Source organism: Streptomyces sp. NPDC086777 (assembly GCF_040702065.1).
Classification (GTDB): Bacteria; Actinomycetota; Actinomycetes; order Streptomycetales; family Streptomycetaceae; genus Streptomyces.
Genome location: NZ_JBFBJI010000014.1, coordinates 166,977 through 185,931 on the forward strand (window position 1 = coordinate 166,977; position 18,955 = coordinate 185,931).

Consider the following 18,955-nt stretch of genomic DNA (forward strand, 5'->3'; position numbering starts at 1 on the left):
ATGACGCCCAAAGGAGAAGAAAGCACCGGAGCTTCGCTCGACGACCGGATCACCGGAGCTCTGGTCGGGGCCGCCGTCGGCGACGCCCTCGGCGGCCCGGTCGAGGGCTACTCCCCCGACCAGATCCTCGAACGCCACGGTGGCCGCGTCCACGGCATCGTCGGCCCCTGGAACGGCGACGCCTGGCGCACCGCCCGCCCCATCGCGCCGTACCACAAGGGTGACGGGCACGTCACCGACGACACCTTGATGACCCACGCGCTGGTACGGGTGTACGACCGCGTCCGCGACCATCTCGACGCCTACACCATCGCCGACCACCTGGTCCCGGACCTGATGAACAACCCCCGCTGGATCCCGGAACTGGAGACGGAGACCATCCCGCTGCACCGGATCTTCCTCGCGGAGAAGTGGCTGGCGACCCGGCTGCACTACGGCCACGCCGATCCCCGCGAGGCCGGCGTCGGCAACATCGTCAACTGCGGTGCGGCGATGTACATGGCCCCGGTCGGCCTGGTCAACGCGGCGAACCCGCAGGCGGCGTACGCCGAGGCCCTGGACGTCGCGGGTGCGCACCAGTCGTCGTACGGCAGGGAGGCGGCGGGCGTCTTCGCGGCGGCGGTGGCGGCGGCGACCGCCCCCGGCGCGACACCGGACTGCGTGGTCGGCGTCTGCCTGTCCGTGGCGAAGGACGGCACCCGCGAGGCGATCGAACGCGTCTGTGAAACGGCGGCGCACCACTCGGACTTCGAGTCGGCGCTGGTTCCGCTCCGCGAGGCGATCGCCCCCTACGACACGGTGGGCCCCGACTACCGCTCCCCCTCGCTCGGCGCCCGCCGTCCCTCCCGCCTGCACGCCATCGAGGAACTCCCGGTCGCCCTCGGCATGTTGATGGTGGCCGACGGCGACTACCGGCACGCGGTTCTCGGTTCCGTCAACTACGGCCGGGACTGCGACTCCATCGCGACGATGGCGGGCGCGATCTCCGGGGCGCTGGGCTCCCCGGTCCCGGAGGACTGGTCGAAGCGGGTCGCCGAGGCCAGCCGCCTCGACCTCTGGGAACCACCCCGGGTCCTGGCCGAGGTGGCCCGCGAGGTCTTCGGCCGCGACGTCGAACGGCGCCGCACCCACGAGGAGTCCTTCGCGCGTCTCGGAGGTCCGAGTTGCTCCGACTGACCTGGGTCCAGCCGGAGGACCTGCTGGGCCACGAGCTGCGCCAGGCCCGGCAGGACGGGCGGGAGCCGTCGGCGGTCGCCGCGCGCTGGCGGGCGGCGGGGGGCGCGGACGCGCCGGACCGGGCGGGCGCGTCGCAGGGACGGGCGTCCCGCTATCTGCGGCAGCTGGCGGAGGACCTGCTCGACGAACTCGCCGACCTGCCGAGCAGGTTGAACGAGCCGACGGACCTCGAAGCGATCAAGGCGCTGTGTCCGCAGTGGCCGTCGTACGACTGCGCCCCGGTGGGGGCTGATCGCGCGGTTCCCCGCGCCCCTTACGGGGGGCTGCCCAGCCGTCTCTCCTCAGCCGCGCCCACCCGGCAAGCGCCGGTGAGCGCCCCTGCTCCCCGGCCTCCACACCCCCGCGCCTATCACGCCGCCTGGCTCGGCCGGGCCGTCGGCTGTCTGCTCGGGAAACCCGTCGAGAAGCTCCCCCTGCACGCCATCCGCGAACTCGCCCGCGCCACCGGCAACTGGCCCCTGAACCACTACTTCACGGCCCACGGCGTCCCCGCCGAACTCCTCTCCGCCCACCCCTGGAACCGCCGCTCGGCCCCCACCTCCCTCGCCGAGAACATCGACGGCATGCCCGAGGACGACGACCTCAACTACCCCCTCCTCAACCTCCTCCTGCTCCAACGCCACACCAGGGACTTCACCACCGCCGACGTCGCCGCCCTCTGGCTCGACGAGCTCCCCGCCGGCCGCACCTTCACCGCCGAACGCGTCGCCTACCGCAACCTCCTCACCGGCGTCGAACCCCCGCTCACCGCCCGGCACCGCAACCCCTTCCGCGAGTGGATCGGCGCCCTCATCCGCGCCGACGCGCACGGCTGGACCAACCCCGGCGACCCGGCCGCGGCCGCCGAGCAGGCCCACCGGGACGCCACCCTCACCCACACGGCCAACGGCGTCTACGCGGCGATGTTCATCGCGGCCGTCATCGCCACCGCCGCCGCGGGCAGCCACGACGTCCACGCCTGCCTGCGGGCCGGCCGGTCCGTGATCCCACCCCACTCCCGCCTCGCCCACGCCGTCGACCACGCGATCCGGCTGGCCGGCGAACACGACGACTTCGACACCGTCGTCGACGAACTCCACGCCGTCCACTCCCCCACCCACCACTGGGTGCACGCCGTTCCCAACACCGCCCTGATCGCCGCCGCCCTCACCCACGCCGACGGCGACTTCACCGGCTCCGTCTGCCGTGCGGTGAGCGGCGGTTGGGACACCGACTCGAACGGTGCGACGGCCGGATCCGTCGCCGGACTGCTCGCCCGGGACCCCGACGCGCTCCCCGACCGCTGGACGATCCCGCTCAAGAACCGGCTCGCCACCTCCGTCGGCGGCTTCGACGGCACCGGCTTCGACACCCTCGCCCACCTCACCCATCTGGAGGCGACCCGCTCATGACCCAGATCGCCGTACTCGGCAGCATGAACATGGACCTCGTCGCGTACGCCGAGAAGGCACCACAGCTCGGCGAGACCGTGACGGGACGGGCGTTCCGCACGATCCCCGGCGGCAAGGGCGCCAACCAGGCGATCGCCGCCGCCCGCGCCGGCGCCACCGTCTCGATGATCGGCGCGGTCGGCCACGACGCGTACGGCGTCCGGCTCCGCGAGACCCTCGAACACTCCGGCGTGGACACGGACTCGCTGCGCACGATCGAGGGCCCGTCCGGCACCGCGCACATCGTCGTGGACGACGAGGGCGGCAACGCGATCGTCGTGGTCCCCGGCGCCAACGGCACCGTCGACCACCTCTCCCCCGGCGACGAGGGCGTCATCGCCTCCGCCGACATGCTCCTGCTCCAGCTGGAGATCCCCCTCCCCGCGGTCGCGGCCGGCGCGCAGGCCGCCCGCCGCCACGGCATCCGGACGGTCCTCACCCCGTCCCCCGCCCGGCCGCTGCCGTCCGAACTCCTCGACAACATCGACCTGCTGGTGGCGAACGAGCGGGAGGCGGCCACCCTCACCGACCGCACCGACCCGCGCGACGCGGCGACCGCGCTCCTCGACCGGGTGCCGCAGGTCGTCGTCACTCTCGGCGCGGCCGGCAGCCTCTACCTCACCCGCGACGCCGCCCCGCTCGTCATCCCCGCCCCCCGGGTGACCGCCGTCGACTCGACCGGCGCGGGCGACACCTTCGTCGGCGCCCTCGCGGTGGCCCTGGCCGAGGAGAAACCGATCCGCGAGGCCCTGTCCTGGGCGGCGGCCGCGGCGGCGATCTCCGTCCAGCGGGAAGGGGCGACGGAGTCGATGCCGTACCGCCCGGAGATCGAAACCCAGTACACCGCATGAGCACGACACCCAAGGCGCCCACTACGCCCACGACGCCCATCACGCCCCCGACAGCACCTCCGTCCCCGCCCCTCACCGGACTGCGCGTTCTCGATCTGGCCACCCTCTTCGCCGGTCCCCTCGCCGCCACCCTGCTCGGTGACTTCGGCGCCGAGGTCGTCAAGGTCGAGCACCCCGCCAAGCCCGACCCCTCCAGGGGCCACGGCCCGGCCAAGCAGGGCGTCGGACTGTGGTGGAAGCTGCTCGGCCGCAACAAGCGCACCCTCACCCTCGACCTGTCCAAGCCCGGCGGTCGTGCGACGCTGCTCCGGCTGGCCGCCACCGCCGACGTGATCATCGAGAACTTCCGCCCCGGCACCCTGGAGAAGTGGGACCTCGGCTGGGAGGAGCTGTCCGCCGTCAACCCGCGTCTGGTCCTGGCCCGGGTCACCGCCTTCGGCCAGTTCGGCCCCTACGCCCGCCGCCCCGGCTTCGGCACCCTGGCCGAGGCGATGAGCGGCTTCGCCGCGATCACCGGCGAACCGGACGCCCCGCCGACCCTGCCGCCGTTCGGGCTCGCCGACTCCATCGCGGCACTGACCACCGCGTACGCCGTGATGACCGCGCTGGCGGCCCGGGACCGCACCGGCGAGGGCCAGGTCGTCGACATGGCGATCATCGAGCCGATCCTGGCCGTCCTCGGCCCCCAGCCCATCTGGTACGACCAGCTCGGCTACGTCCAGGCGCGCACCGGCAACCGGTCCGCCAACAACGCCCCGCGCAACACCTACCGCACGGCGGACGGCGGCTGGGTGGCCGTGTCCACCTCGGCCCAGTCGATCGCCGAACGCGTGATGGGCCTGGTCGGCCGCCCGGAGCTGGTCGACGAGCCGTGGTTCGCGACCGGGGCCGGCCGGGCCGCGCACGCCGACGTCCTCGACGCGGCCGTCGGCGGCTGGGTCGCCACCCGCTCCCGCGCCGAGGTGCTGGCCGAGTTCGAGAAGGCGGAGGCGGCGGTGGCACCGATCCAGGACGTGCGGGACGTCATGGAGGACCCCCAGTACCAGGCGCTGAACACGATCACGACCGTCCCCGACCCCGACCTGGGCCCCCTGCGCATGCAGAACGTCCTCTTCCGGCTCTCGGCCACCCCCGGCGCGATCCGCTGGACCGGCCGCCCGCACGGCGCCGACACGGAGGAGGTCCTGGCCGAGCTGGGCCTGACCCCGGCCCAGGTACGCGCCCTGCGTGAGGAGGGCGCCGTATGACCACCGTGCCGTTCCCCCTGACCTGGCTGTACGTCCCCGGCGACCGGCCGCACGTCGTCGCCAAGGCGCTGGTCTCCGGAACGGACGTGGTGGTGATCGACCTGGAGGACGCGGTCGCCCCCGACCGCAAGGACTACGCCCGCGCCGCCACCGCCGAGCTCCTCGCCCACCCGCAGCCGGTCCCGGTCCACGTCCGGATCAACGCCCTGGACACCCCCTGGGCGGGGAGCGACATCCGGGCCCTGCTCGCCCTCCCCGGCCTCGCCGGACTGCGCCTCCCGAAGGTCACGAGCCCCGAGGACGTCCGCCACCTCGCGGCCCGGACCGCCGCCCTCCCCCTCTACGCCCTGCTCGAATCAGCCCTCGCCATCGAACACGCCTACGCCATCGCCGCCGCCCACCCCGCCTTGCGGGGCGTCTCCCTCGGCGAGGCCGACCTACGGGCCGACCTGGGCGTACGGGACGACATCGGCCTCGACTGGTCCCGTTCCCGGATCGTGGTCGCCGCGCGGGCGGCGGGCCTCGCCCCACCGCCCCAGTCGGTCCACCCCGACACCCGGGACCTCAACGGCCTCGCCGCGTCCTGCGCCCACGGGCGCGCCCTGGGCTTCCTGGGCCGCGCCGCGATCCATCCCCGGCAGCTCCCGATCATCGAACGGGCCTACCTCCCCACCGAGGCCGAACTCGAACAGGCCGAAACGGTCATCAAGGCAGCCACCACGGAACAGGGCGCCCAGGCCCTCCCCGACGGCAGCTTCATCGACGCAGCGGTGGTCGCAGCAGCCCGCAGAACCCTCTCCCTGCTGAACCGCCGCTGACCAGAGTTCTTGAACCACCGCTGACCGGAATTTTTTTCCCGCCGCGACGGCGAGAAGCACGACGGGGTTGTCCGGCGGTGCCGGTTCTGCCGCAACCCGCCACCCACCGCCCGCCGCCCGAGCCGACACGCGGAGAGGGCGCCCGGTTCGATCCCGGGCGCCCTCTCCGTCGTACGTCGGACCAGCAGGTCAGCTCTTCTTGGTCCCCGACCCGGCCTCGTCCTTGGCCTCGGCCTTGGCCTCGGCCTTCACCCCGTCGCCACCGTCGTCCTCGCCGTCGGCCTCGCCCTCGCCGTCGGCCGCGTCGGCGGAAGCCTCCGCCTCCTTCGCCTCGACGGCCTCACCGCTACCGTCGGCCTCACCGTCGGAGACGCCTTCACCGTCGGGGAGGCCCGGCTCGACCACCGTCTCCCGGCCCGGCCGCTTCTTCGCGGAGAGCACCATGTACAGCACCGCGAGCAGGAACACGATCATCGCGGTCCAGTCGTTGAGCCGCAGACCGAGGATGTGGTGGGCGTCGTCGACGCGCATGTACTCGATCCAGCCACGGCCCACGCAGTACGCGGCGACGTACAGCGCGAACGCCCGCCCGTGTCCCAGCGTGAAGCGGCGGTCGGCCCACATGACCAGGAAGGCGACGCCGATGCACCACAGCGACTCGTAGAGGAACGTCGGGTGGTAGTAGCCCGGCACCCGGCCGCCCTCGGACGAGGTGATGTGCAGCGCCCACGGCAGATGCGTCTCCCGGCCGTACAGCTCCTGGTTGAACCAGTTGCCCCAGCGGCCGCACGCCTGGGCGAGGGCGATGCCGGGGGCGATGGCGTCGGCGTAGGCCGGCAGCGGGATGCCCCGGCGTCGGCAGCCGATCCAGGCGCCCACCGCACCGAGCGCGATCGCACCCCAGATGCCGAGACCGCCCTGCCAGACCTTGAACGCGTCGACCCAGTCACGGCCCGCGCTGAAGTACAGCTCGTAGTCCGTGATCACGTGGTAGAGACGCCCGCCGACCAGGCCGAACGGTACGGCCCAGACCGCGATGTCGGCCACGGTGCCGGCCCGCCCGCCCCGGGCGACCCAGCGCTTGTTGCCGAGCCAGACGGCTACGAAGACACCGATGATGATGCAGAACGCGTAGCCGCGCAGCGGGATGGGTCCGAGGTGGATCACTCCGCGCGACGGGCTGGGAATGTAGGCAAGTTCATCCATGGCAGGGTCGACGCTACCGTGCCGGACCGGGCCGACGGCAACCAGCCCGGCTACGGCTCCATAACGGGGACGTGAGAAACGCCTACTCCCCCTTACTGCCTGTTCGCGTCCGCGACCAGCTGCTTCAGCTTGTCCGGGGTCATGGTCTGGTCCTGGTAGATGTTCTTGCCGTCGAGCAGGACGGTCGGCGTGCCGTCGAACTTGGCGGCCTGGAAGGCCTGGTTGGACTTCACGACCCAGGAGTTGTGCGTACCGTCCTTGACGCACTTCTGGAACGCCGGGGTGTTCAGCCCCTGCACCTTGCCGGCGAGCTCGATCAGCTTGTCGTTGCCGGAGAACGCGTCGTCGGTCTCCTTCGGCTGGTTCTCGTACAGCACGTCGTGGAAGTCGCGGAACTTCCCGGCGTCCTGGGCGCAGGCCGCCGCGTTGGCCGCGTTCCGGGAGCCGCTGCCGCCGAGGTTGCCGTCGATCAGCGTGACCAGGTGGTACTCGATCCTGAGCTGTCCGGCGTCGACCAGCTGGTGGAGCGTCGGGCGGTACGCCGTCTCGAAGGCCTGGCAGGCCGGGCAGCGGAAGTCCTCCCAGACGGTGAGCGTCGCCTTGGCGCCGTCCTTGCCGACCGGGATCGCGAGGCTGTCCTTGCCCTGCGCGCCGGAGGGGGCCACGACCGGCCCGGAACTCGCGCTGCCCTTGTCCTTGCCCGCGTTCGCGGCGACCACGCCGATCACCGCCGCCAGGCCCAGGACGCAGACGACGCTCGCGCCCACGATCAGGGCGCGCCGCCGCTTGTCCGCGGTCCGCTGCTTCTCGCGCTCGGCCGCCAGCCGCTCCCGGGCCATCCGCTTTCCGTCACGATTCTTCTCGCTCACACCCCCAGAACGAACCGGGGAGGCGCACCGCGCCTCCCCGGTCCCAGGTCCACCCGTTCGAGTGACCGAATGTTCCGTTGTGTCCTGCGGTGTCCCGGTGGGTCTCCGCCTTCCGGTCTACGCCTGTCCGCGTACGCCCTTCGCCAGGTCCCCGGCGAGTTCGCGGACGGCCGCGATGCCGGCCGCGTGGTCCGGCGCGTCCAGCATCCGCTTCACGAAGGCCGAACCGACGATCACGCCGTCGGCGAAGCCGGCGACCTCGCCGGCCTGGGCCGCGTTGGAGACGCCGAGGCCGACGCAGACGGGCAGCCCGGTGCCGGTGGCCCGGGTGCGCTCCACCAGCTGCTGGGCCTGCGCCCCGACCGATTCACGCGTACCGGTGACGCCCATCAGCGAGGCCGCGTAGACGAACCCGCTGCCCGCCGCCGTGATCGTCGCGAGCCGCTCGTCCCTGCTGCTCGGCGCCACGACGAAGACCGTCGCGAGGCCGTGCTTCTCGGCGTGCTCCCGCCACAGGGCCGACTCCTGCACCGGCAGGTCGGGCAGGATGCAGCCCGCACCGCCGGCCTCGGCGAGTTCCGCGGTGAAGCGTTCGACGCCGTAGCGGTCGATGGGGTTCCAGTACGTCATGACGAGGACGGGCTTGCCGGTGGCCTGGTGGGCCTCCTTGACCGTCCGCATGACGTCCGCGATCCTCACCCCGCCGCGCAGGGCGATGTCGTCGGCGGTCTGGATGACCGGACCGTCCAGGACCGGGTCGCTGTGCGGCAGCCCGACCTCGACGACGTCGGCACCGCCGTCCAGGACGGCCTTGATCGCCTCGATGCCGCCGTCCACGGTCGGGAACCCGGCCGGGAGGTAGGCGATGAGCGCGGCGCGGCCTTCGGCCCTGGCACCGGCGAGGGTGTCCGACAGCAGCTGAATGTTCCCGCTCACTTGGCGTCCCCCTCGATCTCGGCGGTGTCGGCGGCGTCGGCCGCGACCTCGGCGTCGGTGTCGTACAGGCCGAAGTAGCGCGCGGCGGTGTCCATGTCCTTGTCGCCGCGGCCGGACAGGTTGACGACGATCAGTCCGTCCCTGCCGAGCTCCTTGCCGACGTCCAGGGCGCCGGCAAGGGCGTGGGCGCTCTCGATGGCCGGGATGATGCCCTCGGTGCGGGAGAGCAGGCGCAGTGCCTGCATGGCCGCGTCGTCGGTGACCGCGCGGTACTCGCCGCGGCCGGAGTCCTTGAGGTAGGAGTGCTCGGGGCCGATGCCGGGGTAGTCCAGGCCGGCCGAGATCGAGTACGGCTCGGTGATCTGGCCCTCGTCGTCCTGGAGGACGTAGGACCGGGAGCCGTGCAGGATGCCGGGCTCGCCTGCGGTGAGGGTGGCCGCGTGCTCACCGGTCTCGATGCCGTGGCCGGCCGGTTCGCAGCCGATGAGGCGGACGCCCGCGTCGGGGATGAAGGCGTGGAAGAGGCCGATGGCGTTGGAGCCGCCGCCGACGCAGGCGATCGCGGCGTCGGGGAGGCGCCCCGCACGCTCCAGGATCTGGCGGCGGGCCTCGACGCCGATCACCCGGTGGAAGTCGCGGACCATCGCCGGGAAGGGGTGCGGGCCCGCGACCGTACCGAAGAGGTAGTGGGTGTGGTCGACGTTGGCCACCCAGTCGCGAAACGCCTCGTTGATGGCGTCCTTGAGGGTGCGGCTGCCGGACTTCACGGCGATGACCTCGGCGCCGAGCATGCGCATCCGGGCCACGTTGAGAGCCTGCCGCTCGGTGTCGATCTCGCCCATGTAGACGGTGCAGTCGAGGCCGAACAGCGCGCAGGCGGTGGCCGTCGCCACGCCGTGCTGGCCGGCGCCGGTCTCCGCGATCACCCGGGTCTTGCCCATGCGCTTGGTGAGCAGTGCCTGGCCGAGCACGTTGTTGATCTTGTGCGAGCCGGTGTGGTTGAGGTCCTCGCGCTTGAGGAAGATCCGGGCGCCGCCCGCGTGTTCCGCGAAGCGGGGGACCTCGGTGAGGGAGCTGGGGCGGCCGGTGTAGTTGACCAGGAGGTCGTCGAGTTCGCGGGCGAACTCGGGGTCGTGCTTGGCCTTGTCGTACTCGACGGCGACCTCGTCCACGGCGGCGACGAGGGCCTCGGGGATGAACTTGCCGCCGAAGGCGCCGAAGTAGCCCTCCGGGGAGGGCACCTGACCGGTGGGGTCAGGGAAGAAGAAATCGCTGGGCATGCGAAAACCTCACGGTGAGTGTGTGGAAGAAGACACTGTTCGCCGTGGGGGCGGAGATATGTCCGATGGCCGCGAGCCGTCAGTGGTTGCTCGCGCCCGCGCGGCGGTAGCCGCACATTCAGTACTGCCCCGCGCCCCTACAGGGCGCGCTGCCATCGACGGCCGTTCACCTGTCCCGGTTCGTCGCCGATGACGTAGCGGACGCGGCGGCCGTGGACCCGGCGGGCCGGTGCACGGCAACCACGAGGCCGGCAGCCGCGCGCGAGGCGGGCGTACCGGTCCACTGTCGTCGTCACCGTGAGAGTCATCGGGTTCAGCCTAGCGGGTGATCAGCCTCGGCCGTGCCGAAGCGCCGGGTGTTCGCCGGCCGCCACCAGGTCGGCCACCGCCGCCTTGGGGTCGCGGCCGGTGACCAGGGACTCGCCGACCAGGACCGCGTCGGCGCCCGCGTTGGCGTACGCGATCAGGTCGTGCGGGCCGCGGACGCCGGACTCGGCGACCTTGACGACGTGGGCGGGGATCTCGGGGGCGACCCGCTCGAAGGTGGAGCGGTCGACCTCCAGGGTCTTCAGGTTGCGCGCGTTGACACCGATGACCTTGGCGCCGGCGTCCACCGCGCGCTCGACCTCGTCCTCGTCGTGGACCTCGACGAGCGGGGTGAGGCCGATGGACTCGGCACGCTCGATCAGCGACTCCAGAGCCGCCTGGTCGAGGGCGGCGACGATCAGCAGCGCGAGGTCGGCGCCGTACGCACGGGCCTCCCACAGCTGGTACGACGTGACGATGAAGTCCTTGCGGAGCACCGGGATGTCCACCCGGGCCCGGACCGCCTCCAGGTCGGCCAGCGAGCCGCCGAACCGGCGCTGCTCGGTCAGGACCGAGATGACGGCCGCGCCGCCCGCCTCGTAGTCCGCGGCGAGCCCTGCCGGGTCGGCGATCGCGGCCAGCGCGCCCTTGGACGGGCTGGAGCGCTTCACCTCACAGATGACCTTGACGCCCTCACCGCGCAGCGCGGCCACGCCGTCCTTGGCGGCCGGCGCCTTCGCCGCGCGCTCCTTGAGCTCGTCGAGGCTGACGCGCGCCTGCCGTTCCGCGAGGTCGGCACGGACGCCGTCGATGATCTCGTCGAGCACACTCACGAGAGCGGCCCCCTTCCGGACGGTTCTTCCAGGCGGTCAAAAACCCATGGGCCGAAAACTCATGGTCACTGCGATGGTATCCGGAGGACGGGGTCGGCCTCACCTCCGGTTGACGCCGGTCCCAGTACCTGGACACACACCGGTTGATCAAGGATGCAACCAGCCACCGAAGGGCAGGTTCCGGACAACGGTGAAGACCAGGAGCAGCACGCCCAGGCTCCACATCTGCATCGGCCTGAGCTCGATCCGGGCGGGCCGGCCGCGCGCCGCGCGCACCACCCAGACGGTCCACACCACGGCGAAGGCCAGATAGGCGAGGACTCCCGCCGCGTTGTCCCGCAGCGCGCCCAGGAGGTCGCCGTGGACGAAGGCGTGCGCACTGCGCAGACCGCCGCAGCCGGGGCAGTACAGGCCGGTGAGCCGGTAGAGCGGGCATACCGGGTAGTGGCCGGGCTGGTTGGGGTCGACGGTGCCGACGTAGACGAAGGCCCCGACCACGGCGCCCAGCACGGAGACGGGCACGGCCAGCCGGCCCCGGAGGGAGGACGTCACCGGCGGGGCGGCCGCGCTGCGGCTGTCGGCGTTCACGCCTCGCATTGTGCCCCGTACGGTCGGCACACGCGCGCGAGGGCGCCCCGGTGTCTCGGGGCGCCCTCGGGAAACCGTGCGGGTCAGCTCTCGGCGGCGACCGGCTCGCGGGTGGCGGCCGGCGTGGTGGTGGTGGTGGTGCTGTACACGAGCGCGCCGTTCTCCTTCGGCTGGCCGAGGCCCATGGAGCGCATGATCATGCCGACCACGCCACCGAGGAGCACGATCGCCATGCCGGCCCAGAAGCCCACCGGCTGCGCCATCACCATGAAGGCGCCCGAGACGCAGAAACCGATGAAGGCGATGGTGACGCCGGTCCAGGCGGCCGGGGTGTGACCGTGGCTGCTGCCCGCCATGACTTGCTCCTCGTTGCTGGTACGTGTCGTACGGGCCCGAGCTCGTACGTGTCCTTCCGGACGCTCGCCCTCCATTGTCCCGTACCCACAGGGGTGTCAGGAGCTGGGGTGGCGTCTGATTCGCCACATCACCTTTCAGCGCACCTTAAGGGGCGCTGGGGGTACCCCCGGCCGAAGGCTGGGGGTAGGAACTGGGCGACCAGCGCCCACCGGCCGTCAGCCGTCAGCCGTCAACCGTCCGGCGACCTTTCGCGGTCCCCGGCGAAGCCTTAGGCCCCGGTAGGGTCCTCGCCCCGGTCCAGCGCCTTCCAGATGTCCTCCGGCCGGTCGGGATCCACCGGTTTCGGCGCCCGCCGCGGCCGCTCCGCCCCCGTACCGCGCTCGTAGCGCCCCGACATGGCGGGCCACAGCCGCCCGTAGCGCAGCGCCAGCAGCCCGGCGACCAGGATGAGCGCGCCGCCGGCCGCGGCGACGTACGGCCAGCCGGTGTGGCTGAGCGCGTCGACCGTGGCGGACGTGTCGCCACTGGCCTCGGCGGCCTTCTCGTCGAGCGCGGAGCCGTCGGCCGCACCGAGCAGGGCCGCGGCCACGATGCCGGCGCCGGAGAGCGCGAGGAGGCCGGAGACCAGGAAGCGGCCGGCCCTGCGGACGGCGAAGACGGCGACGAGCGCGGCGAGGCCCACTATGGCGAGGGCCGCGGGGACGCCGGTGACGTCGCTGCCCTTGGCGGTCAGCGGGAAGTCGCCGCCTGCCACCGTCGCGGTGCCGGCCGCCCAGCGCTGCCGGGTGGACAGCAGGGCGACGGCCGCGCCGAGCGCGCCGAAGAGCAGCGCGACGGCGAGGCTGCGGCGGCCGGACCGGGCGGGTTCGCCGGCTTCGGAAGAGGGGTGAGGAACAGCAGTCACGTACTCCACTATCGCCTGAACCGCGCACGAACGGTCACCCGGGGTCGGGTGATAAGCGCCCTACTCGCCCAGCCTGTTGGCCGTGTGCACCGCCCGCAGCACCGCCGCGGCCTTGTTGCGGCACTCCTGGTCCTCGGCGACCGGGTCGGAGTCGGCGACGATGCCGGCCCCGGCCTGGACGTACGCCGTGCCGCCGCGGAGCAGGGCGGTGCGGATGGCGATGGCGGTGTCGGAGTCGCCGGCGAAGTCGAGATAGCCGACGCAGCCGCCGTACAGCCCCCTTCGGGACGGTTCCAGTTCGTCGATGATCTGCATCGCGCGGGGCTTGGGGGCGCCGGAGAGGGTGCCGGCCGGGAAGCAGGCGGTGAGGACGTCGAAGGCGGTACGGCCGTCGGCGACCTTTCCGGTGACCGTCGAGACGATGTGCATGACGTGCGAGTACCGCTCGACGGACATGAAGTCGACGACCTCGACGGAGCCGGGCTCGCAGACCCGCCCCAGGTCGTTGCGCCCGAGGTCGACGAGCATCAGGTGCTCGGCGCGCTCCTTGGGGTCGGCCATCAGCTCGTCGGCGAGGGCCTGGTCCTCCTGCGGGGTGGCCCCGCGCGGCCGGGTGCCGGCGATGGGGTGCACCATGGCCTGCCCGTCCTCGACCTTGACCAGGGCCTCCGGGCTGGATCCCACGACGTCGAAGCCGTCGAAGCGGAACAGGTACATGTACGGCGACGGGTTGGTGGCCCTCAGGACCCGGTACACGTCCAGCGCGCTCGCGGTGCACGGGGTCTCGAAGCGCTGGGAGGGGACGACCTGGAAGGCCTCGCCCGCGCGGATGCGCTCCTTGATGTCCTCGACGGCCGTCTGGAAGTCGGGGCCGCCCCACAGGGCGGTGTACTCGGGGAGTTCGGAGGGCGGCAGGACGGCGGGCGGCTGGGCGACCGGGCGGGAGAGGTCGGCCTCCATGGCGTCCAGGCGGGCCACGGCGTCCGCGTGGGCCTCGTCGACGCCGGTGTCGAGGTCGTTGTGGTTGATCGCGTTGGCGATCAGCAGGACCGAGCCCTCCCAGTGGTCCATGACGGCGAGGTCGCTGGTGAGGAGCATGGTCAGCTCGGGGAGTCCGAGGTCGTCGCGCTCCCCCGGGCCGATCTTCTCCAGGCGGCGCACGATGTCGTAGCCGAGGTAGCCGACCATGCCGCCGGTGAAGGGGGGCAGCTCCTGGTCGTGGGGGGTGTGCAGGGCCTCGATGGTGGCGCGCAGGGCGGCCAGCGGGTCGCCGTCGACGGGCACGCCGACGGGCGGGGTGCCGAGCCAGTGGGCCTGGCCGTCGCGGGCGGTCAGGGTCGCCGCGCTGCGGACGCCCACGAACGAGTACCGGGACCAGGAGCGGCCGTTCTCGGCGGACTCCAGCAGGAAGGTGCCGGGGCGCTCGGCGGCGAGCTTGCGGTAGAGCGCGACCGGGGTGTCGCCGTCGGCGAGGAGCTTGCGGGTGACCGGGATGACGCGCCGGTCGGTCGCGAGCTTGCGGAAGGTCTCGAGGTCCATGGCGGCAGACCTTACTGATCGGAGGCGGGTGCGCCGGAATCGGCGGCCTCGTGACCGTGCTCGGCGTCCTTGAGAAGCACGTCGGCGTCGAAGCAGGTGCGGTCGCCGGTGTGGCAGGCGGCGCCCACCTGGTCGACCTTGACCAGCACGGTGTCGGCGTCGCAGTCGAGGGCGACCGACTTCACCCACTGGAAGTGGCCGGAGGTGTCGCCCTTGACCCAGTACTCCCGGCGGCTGCGCGACCAGTAGGTGCAGCGGCCGGTGGTGAGGGTCCGGTGCAGGGCCTCGTCGTCCATCCAGCCGAGCATCAGTACCTCGCCGGTGTCGTACTGCTGGGCGATGGCGGGGAGGAGTCCGTCGGCGCTGCGCTTGAGGCGGGCGGCGATCTCCGGGGCGAGGCCACTGGACGGGGGCGTACCCGTCGTACCGGTCGTACTGGTCATGGGTGCCATTGTGCCGCGCGGCACCGACAGTCACGGTCCGTGTCCACTGTCCGGACGGTGCGTGTGGTCGTAGGCTGGCGGTATGTCGACCTTCGCCAAGCGTGAACGGCTCCTGCTCGCCGACCTCTTGGAGACCGCCGGTCCCGAGGCTCCGACCCTCTGCGAGGGCTGGGTGACCCGTGATCTGGCCGCGCACGTGGTGGTGCGCGAGCGCCGGCCGGACGCGGCCGGGGGCACGATGATCAAGCAGCTGGCACCGCGCCTGGAGAAGGTGACGGCCGAGTTCGCGGCGAAGCCGTACGAGGAGCTGATCCAGCTGATCCGCACCGGTCCGCCGCGGTTCTCGCCGTTCCAGCTCAAGCAGGTGGACGAGGCGGCTAATACTGTCGAGTTCTACGTGCACACCGAGGACGTCCGCCGGGCCCAGCCCGACTGGTCGCCGCGGGAGCTGGACCCGGTCTTCCAGGAGGCCCTGTGGACCCGCCTGGAGCGGACCGCCCGGCTGCTGGGCCGGGGTCTGCCGACGGGCCTGGTGCTGCGCCGCCCGGACGGCCAGACGGCGGTCGCCCACCGCGGCGCACCCGTGGTGACGGTGACCGGCGAGCCCTCCGAGCTGCTGATGTTCGCGTTCGGCCGGCAGAGCACGGCGAAGGTCGAGGTGACCGGCGACGAGAACGCGATCACCAGGCTGAACGAGTCCAAGAAGCTGGGCATCTGAGGAGCCTGCGGTGATCCGGGTCGCGATGACGAGCGTGTACGTGGACGACGTGCCGAAGGCGCACGCGTTCTACACGGACGTCCTCGGCTTCGAGACCCGTACCCGCCTGGACCTGGGCGACGGCACGCTGTTCGTCACGGTCGGCGCCCCGCAGGGCGCCCAGCCGGACCTCCAGCTCCTGCTGGAGCCCGGCGAGGGTCCCCTCGCCGACCCGTACCGCAAGGCCGTCTACGAGGCGGGCCTCCCGGCCATCGTGTTCTCCGTCGACGACATCCGTTCGGAGTACGACCGCCTGCGCATCCTGGGCGTCCGCTTCCCCCACGAGCCCCGGGACCAGGGCCCGGTGATCGCCGCCGTGCTGGACGACACGGTCGGCAACCTGATCCAGCTGACCCAGCCGAAGGGCTGACCGCCTCAGCGGGGCAGTTCGGCCCGGCGCAGCCCCGGTACGGCCAGCGCGACGACCCCGCCGAGTCCGCAGACGGCGGCGCTGACGACGTAGACCGGGCCGAGTCCGAAGGCACCTATCGCGGCGGCCGTGAACGGCATGCTCAGCGGGGTGAGACCGAGGCTGACCAGGCTGGAGACGGCGGTGACCCGGCCCAGGCAGGCGGTTTTTGCGCAACTTCTCTTTCGTATCCGCCGTCCGGAGGGTCGTGGACGCGCAGCGGCCCCGGCCGCCCGTCGGGGCGACCGGGGCCGAAGGCCGGCGCGGCGTCAGCGCACGGGGTGTCCCGCCTGCCGCAGCGTCTGCTTCACCTCGCCGATCCGCAGGTCGCCGAAGTGGAAGACGGAGGCGGCGAGGACCGCGTCCGCGCCCGCGGTGACGGCCGGGGGGAAGTGCGCGAGGGCACCGGCTCCGCCGGAGGCGATCACCGGGACCGTGACGTGCTTGCGGACGGCGGTGATCATCTCCAGGTCGTAGCCGTCCTTGGTGCCGTCCGCGTCCATCGAGTTCAGCAGGATCTCGCCCGCGCCCAGCTCGGCCGCCCGGTGGGCCCACTCGACGGCGTCGATGCCGGTGCCGCGGCGGCCGCCGTGGGTGGTGACCTCGAAGGAGCCCGACTCGGTGCGGCGGGCGTCGACCGAGAGGACCAGGACCTGGCGGCCGAAGCGTTCGGCGATCTCGCGGATCAGCTCCGGGCGGGCGATGGCCGCCGTGTTGACGCCCACCTTGTCGGCGCCGGCGCGCAGCAGCCTGTCGACGTCCTCGGCGGTGCGGACGCCGCCGCCGACCGTCAGCGGGATGAAGACCTGCTCGGCGGTGCGGCGGACCACGTCGTAGGTGGTCTCCCGGTTGCCGGAGGACGCGGTGATGTCCAGGAAGGTCAGCTCGTCGGCGCCCTCCGTGTCGTACACCTTGGCCATCTCGACCGGGTCGCCCGCGTCGCGCAGGTTCTGGAAGTTGACGCCCTTGACGACCCGGCCGTTGTCCACGTCCAGGCAGGGGATGACTCGGACCGCCAGGGTCATGCCGTGGCCTCCCGGCGGTATGCCTCCACCTCGACCTCGACGACCAGGCTGGGGTCGACGAAGCCGGAGACGATGATCATGGATGCGGCCGGCCGGACGGTGTCGAACAGATCCTTGTGGGCGCGCCCGACATCGTCCACGTCCCGTGCGTGGGTGACGTACATACGTGTCCGCACCACGTCGTCACGGCCGAGGCCCAGCCGCCCGAGCGCCGCGAACGCGACGTTGAAGGCGTTGACGGTCTGCTCGTAGGGGCCGCCCCCGGCGATCTCGCCGTCCACTATCGAGGTGCAGCCGGCGACCAGCACCAGCCCGTTGGGCAGTTCCACCGCGCGGGAGTACCCGAAGGCCTCCTCCCACGGGGCGCCCGTCACGACACGTCGCAGCTCACTCACGGGGCCACCGCCTCCAGTGCTTCTTCCAGGGTGAACGCCTTGGCGTACAGGGCCTTTCCGACGATGGCACCCTCGACACCCAGGGGTACCAGGTCGGCCAGCGCGCGGAGGTCGTCCAGCGACGACACGCCGCCGGAGGCCACGACCGGCCGGTCCGTCGCCGCGCACACGGTGCGCAGCAGTTCCAGGTTGGGACCCTGGAGGGTGCCGTCCTTGGCGATGTCGGTGACGACGTAGCGGGCGCAGCCCTCCTGGTCGAGGCGGGCGAGCGTCTCGTAGAGGTCGCCGCCGTCGCGGGTCCAGCCGCGGCCCCTGAGGGTCGTGCCGCGCACGTCCAGGCCGACCGCGATCCTGTCGCCGTGCTCGGCGATGACCTTGGCGACCCACTCCGGGGTCTCCAGGGCGGCCGTGCCGAGGTTCACCCGGGTGCAGCCGGTGGCGAGGGCAGCGGCGAGGGTGGCGTCGTCGCGGATGCCGCCGGACAGCTCGACCTTGATGTCCATCGCCCCCGTGACCTCGGCGACCAGCGCGCGGTTGTCGCCGGTGCCGAACGCCGCGTCCAGGTCGACCAGGTGCAGCCACTCGGCGCCCGACCCCTGCCAGGCGAGGGCCGCCTCCAGAGGGGAGCCGTAGGAGGTCTCGGTCCCGGACTCGCCGTGCACGAGGCGGACGGCCTGGCCGTCGCGGACGTCGACGGCGGGAAGGAGTTCGAGCTTGCTCACAGTGTTCCGATCCAGTTGGTGAGGAGCTGGGCGCCGGCGTCGCCGGACTTCTCGGGGTGGAACTGGGTGGCCCACAGGGCGCCGTTCTCCACGGCGGCCACGAACGGCTTGCCGTGCGTCGACCAGGTCACCCTGGGGGCACGCATGGCCTCGTTGTGCGTCTCCAGGGTCCAGTCGTGGACGGCGTAGGAGTGCACGAAGTAGAAGCGCGCGTCGGTCTCCAGGCCGGCGAACAGCTCGGAGCCGGCCGGCGCCTCGACGGTGTTCCAGCCCATGTGCGGAACGATCTCGGCCTGGAGCGGCTCGACCGAGCCGGGCCACTCGTCGAGGCCCTCGGTCTCCACGCCGTGCTCGATGCCGCGCGCGAACAGGATCTGCATGCCGACGCAGATGCCCATCACGGGCCGCCCGCCGGACAGCCGGCGGTCGATGATCCAGTCCCCGCGCGCCCCGCGCAGGCCCTCCATGCAGGCGGCGAAGGCGCCGACACCGGGCACCAGCAGGCCGTCCGCGTTCATGGCCCGGTCGAAGTCACGGGTGATCTCGACGTCGGCCCCGGTGCGGGCAAGGGCGCGCTCTGCGGACCGGACGTTGCCGAAGCCGTAGTCGAAGACGACGACCTTCTTCGCGGATCCGGTCAATTCCACACCTCCAGCCTCATGACGCCCGCCACCAGACACAGTGCGGCGCTGATCGAGAGCAGCACGATCAGGCTGGTGGGCATCTTCTGCTTGACGAAGGAGATGATTCCGCCGACCAGGAAGAGGCCGACGACGATCAGTATGGTCGAGAGGCTGTTCATCG

The 18,955-nt window shown here is 72.3% G+C and carries 23 protein-coding genes and 1 pseudogene; 7 read left to right on the forward strand and 17 right to left on the reverse strand.

The genetic code is table 11. The annotated features are described in order from the left end of the window. From AB0472_RS21290 to AB0472_RS21310, 5 genes are read left to right on the forward strand one after another with little or no spacing between them, the layout of a single operon-like run. Window positions 1–1,176, forward strand: a complete 1,176-nt coding sequence (locus AB0472_RS21290; protein ID WP_366358028.1) for an ADP-ribosylglycohydrolase family protein — start codon at window positions 1–3, stop codon at window positions 1,174–1,176. Beyond that, window positions 1,164–2,627, forward strand: a complete 1,464-nt coding sequence (locus AB0472_RS21295) for an ADP-ribosylglycohydrolase family protein (RefSeq protein WP_366358029.1) — start codon at window positions 1,164–1,166, stop codon at window positions 2,625–2,627. Before AB0472_RS21290 ends, AB0472_RS21295 begins: the two co-directional genes overlap by 13 nt. Beyond that, a complete protein-coding gene (gene rbsK / locus AB0472_RS21300; protein ID WP_366358030.1) occupies window positions 2,624–3,517 on the forward strand; it encodes a ribokinase in 894 nt (297 codons plus the stop codon). Before AB0472_RS21295 ends, rbsK begins: the two co-directional genes overlap by 4 nt. Next, window positions 3,514–4,764 (forward strand): CoA transferase, encoded by a 1,251-nt coding sequence (locus AB0472_RS21305; RefSeq protein WP_366358031.1) that lies wholly within the window; start codon window positions 3,514–3,516, stop codon window positions 4,762–4,764. Before rbsK ends, AB0472_RS21305 begins: the two co-directional genes overlap by 4 nt. Beyond that, the gene (locus AB0472_RS21310) at window positions 4,761–5,582 is read left to right on the forward strand and encodes a CoA ester lyase (RefSeq protein ID WP_366358032.1); all 822 of its coding nucleotides are present in this window, start codon (window positions 4,761–4,763) and stop codon (window positions 5,580–5,582) included. Before AB0472_RS21305 ends, AB0472_RS21310 begins: the two co-directional genes overlap by 4 nt. A gap of 189 nt (window positions 5,583–5,771) precedes the next feature. On the opposite strand, the gene lgt is transcribed toward AB0472_RS21310, so the two are convergent. The 11 genes from lgt to hisI all read right to left on the reverse strand — a co-directional run bounded on the left by lgt (window position 5,772) and on the right by hisI (window position 14,852). After that, window positions 5,772–6,788: a prolipoprotein diacylglyceryl transferase gene (gene lgt / locus AB0472_RS21315; protein ID WP_366358033.1), complete on the reverse strand. Its 1,017-nt coding sequence runs from the start codon at window positions 6,786–6,788 to the stop codon at window positions 5,772–5,774. A gap of 92 nt (window positions 6,789–6,880) precedes the next feature. Next, the gene (locus AB0472_RS21320; protein WP_366358034.1) at window positions 6,881–7,657 is read right to left on the reverse strand and encodes a thioredoxin domain-containing protein; all 777 of its coding nucleotides are present in this window, start codon (window positions 7,655–7,657) and stop codon (window positions 6,881–6,883) included. A gap of 117 nt (window positions 7,658–7,774) precedes the next feature. Beyond that, on the reverse strand, window positions 7,775–8,593 hold the full coding sequence (gene trpA, locus AB0472_RS21325) for a tryptophan synthase subunit alpha (RefSeq protein WP_366358035.1): 819 nt from the start codon (window positions 8,591–8,593) through the stop codon (window positions 7,775–7,777). Then, window positions 8,590–9,873 (reverse strand): tryptophan synthase subunit beta, encoded by a 1,284-nt coding sequence (gene trpB / locus AB0472_RS21330; protein ID WP_366358036.1) that lies wholly within the window; start codon window positions 9,871–9,873, stop codon window positions 8,590–8,592. The genes trpA and trpB overlap by 4 nt, the downstream gene beginning before the upstream one ends. 137 nt (window positions 9,874–10,010) lie before the next feature. Beyond that, on the reverse strand, window positions 10,011–10,181 hold the full coding sequence (locus AB0472_RS21335) for a hypothetical protein (RefSeq protein WP_366358037.1): 171 nt from the start codon (window positions 10,179–10,181) through the stop codon (window positions 10,011–10,013). 21 nt (window positions 10,182–10,202) lie between these two features. Next, a complete protein-coding gene (gene trpC / locus AB0472_RS21340) occupies window positions 10,203–11,012 on the reverse strand; it encodes an indole-3-glycerol phosphate synthase TrpC (RefSeq protein WP_366358038.1) in 810 nt (269 codons plus the stop codon). A 147-nt stretch (window positions 11,013–11,159) separates the two neighbouring features. After that, window positions 11,160–11,609, reverse strand: a complete 450-nt coding sequence (locus AB0472_RS21345) for a DUF2752 domain-containing protein (protein WP_366358039.1) — start codon at window positions 11,607–11,609, stop codon at window positions 11,160–11,162. Window positions 11,610–11,683: 74 nt separating this feature from the next. Continuing rightward, complete coding sequence (locus AB0472_RS21350; RefSeq protein ID WP_366358040.1) at window positions 11,684–11,956, reverse strand: HGxxPAAW family protein; 273 nt, start codon at window positions 11,954–11,956, stop codon at window positions 11,684–11,686. Window positions 11,957–12,225: 269 nt separating this feature from the next. Beyond that, entirely contained in the window at window positions 12,226–12,870 is a 645-nt protein-coding gene (locus AB0472_RS21355) for a TIGR02234 family membrane protein (RefSeq protein ID WP_366358041.1), read from the reverse strand. 51 nt (window positions 12,871–12,921) lie between these two features. After that, the gene (locus AB0472_RS21360; protein ID WP_366358042.1) at window positions 12,922–14,400 is read right to left on the reverse strand and encodes an anthranilate synthase component I; all 1,479 of its coding nucleotides are present in this window, start codon (window positions 14,398–14,400) and stop codon (window positions 12,922–12,924) included. 11 nt (window positions 14,401–14,411) lie between these two features. Continuing rightward, window positions 14,412–14,852: a phosphoribosyl-AMP cyclohydrolase gene (gene hisI / locus AB0472_RS21365; RefSeq protein ID WP_366358098.1), complete on the reverse strand. Its 441-nt coding sequence runs from the start codon at window positions 14,850–14,852 to the stop codon at window positions 14,412–14,414. Window positions 14,853–14,925: 73 nt separating this feature from the next. Between hisI and AB0472_RS21370 the strand changes: the two genes are divergently transcribed. Both AB0472_RS21370 and AB0472_RS21375 read left to right on the forward strand, forming a co-directional pair. Further along, window positions 14,926–15,561, forward strand: coding sequence for a TIGR03085 family metal-binding protein (locus AB0472_RS21370; protein ID WP_366358043.1), 636 nt, complete (start codon window positions 14,926–14,928; stop codon window positions 15,559–15,561). A gap of 10 nt (window positions 15,562–15,571) precedes the next feature. Then, window positions 15,572–15,970 carry a VOC family protein gene (locus AB0472_RS21375; protein WP_366358044.1) on the forward strand — a complete coding sequence of 133 codons (399 nt, stop codon included), beginning with the start codon at window positions 15,572–15,574 and terminating at the stop codon, window positions 15,968–15,970. A gap of 5 nt (window positions 15,971–15,975) precedes the next feature. On the opposite strand, the pseudogene AB0472_RS21380 reads toward AB0472_RS21375, so the two are convergent. The 6 genes and pseudogenes from AB0472_RS21380 to AB0472_RS21405 all read right to left on the reverse strand — a co-directional run. After that, window positions 15,976–16,173, reverse strand: a pseudogene (locus tag AB0472_RS21380) (MFS transporter); the annotation flags it as partial. Between the two features lie 105 nt (window positions 16,174–16,278). Beyond that, window positions 16,279–17,034, reverse strand: a complete 756-nt coding sequence (gene hisF, locus AB0472_RS21385) for an imidazole glycerol phosphate synthase subunit HisF (RefSeq protein ID WP_366358045.1) — start codon at window positions 17,032–17,034, stop codon at window positions 16,279–16,281. After that, the gene (locus tag AB0472_RS21390) at window positions 17,031–17,429 is read right to left on the reverse strand and encodes a RidA family protein (protein ID WP_366358046.1); all 399 of its coding nucleotides are present in this window, start codon (window positions 17,427–17,429) and stop codon (window positions 17,031–17,033) included. Before AB0472_RS21390 ends, hisF begins: the two co-directional genes overlap by 4 nt. Further along, entirely contained in the window at window positions 17,426–18,151 is a 726-nt protein-coding gene (gene priA / locus AB0472_RS21395) for a bifunctional 1-(5-phosphoribosyl)-5-((5-phosphoribosylamino)methylideneamino)imidazole-4-carboxamide isomerase/phosphoribosylanthranilate isomerase PriA (protein ID WP_366358047.1), read from the reverse strand. Before priA ends, AB0472_RS21390 begins: the two co-directional genes overlap by 4 nt. Beyond that, window positions 18,148–18,798: an imidazole glycerol phosphate synthase subunit HisH gene (gene hisH / locus AB0472_RS21400; RefSeq protein WP_366358048.1), complete on the reverse strand. Its 651-nt coding sequence runs from the start codon at window positions 18,796–18,798 to the stop codon at window positions 18,148–18,150. Before hisH ends, priA begins: the two co-directional genes overlap by 4 nt. Then, a complete protein-coding gene (locus AB0472_RS21405) occupies window positions 18,789–18,953 on the reverse strand; it encodes a hypothetical protein (RefSeq protein ID WP_351704898.1) in 165 nt (54 codons plus the stop codon). The genes hisH and AB0472_RS21405 overlap by 10 nt, the downstream gene beginning before the upstream one ends. Between the last annotated feature and the right edge of the window lie 2 nt (window positions 18,954–18,955).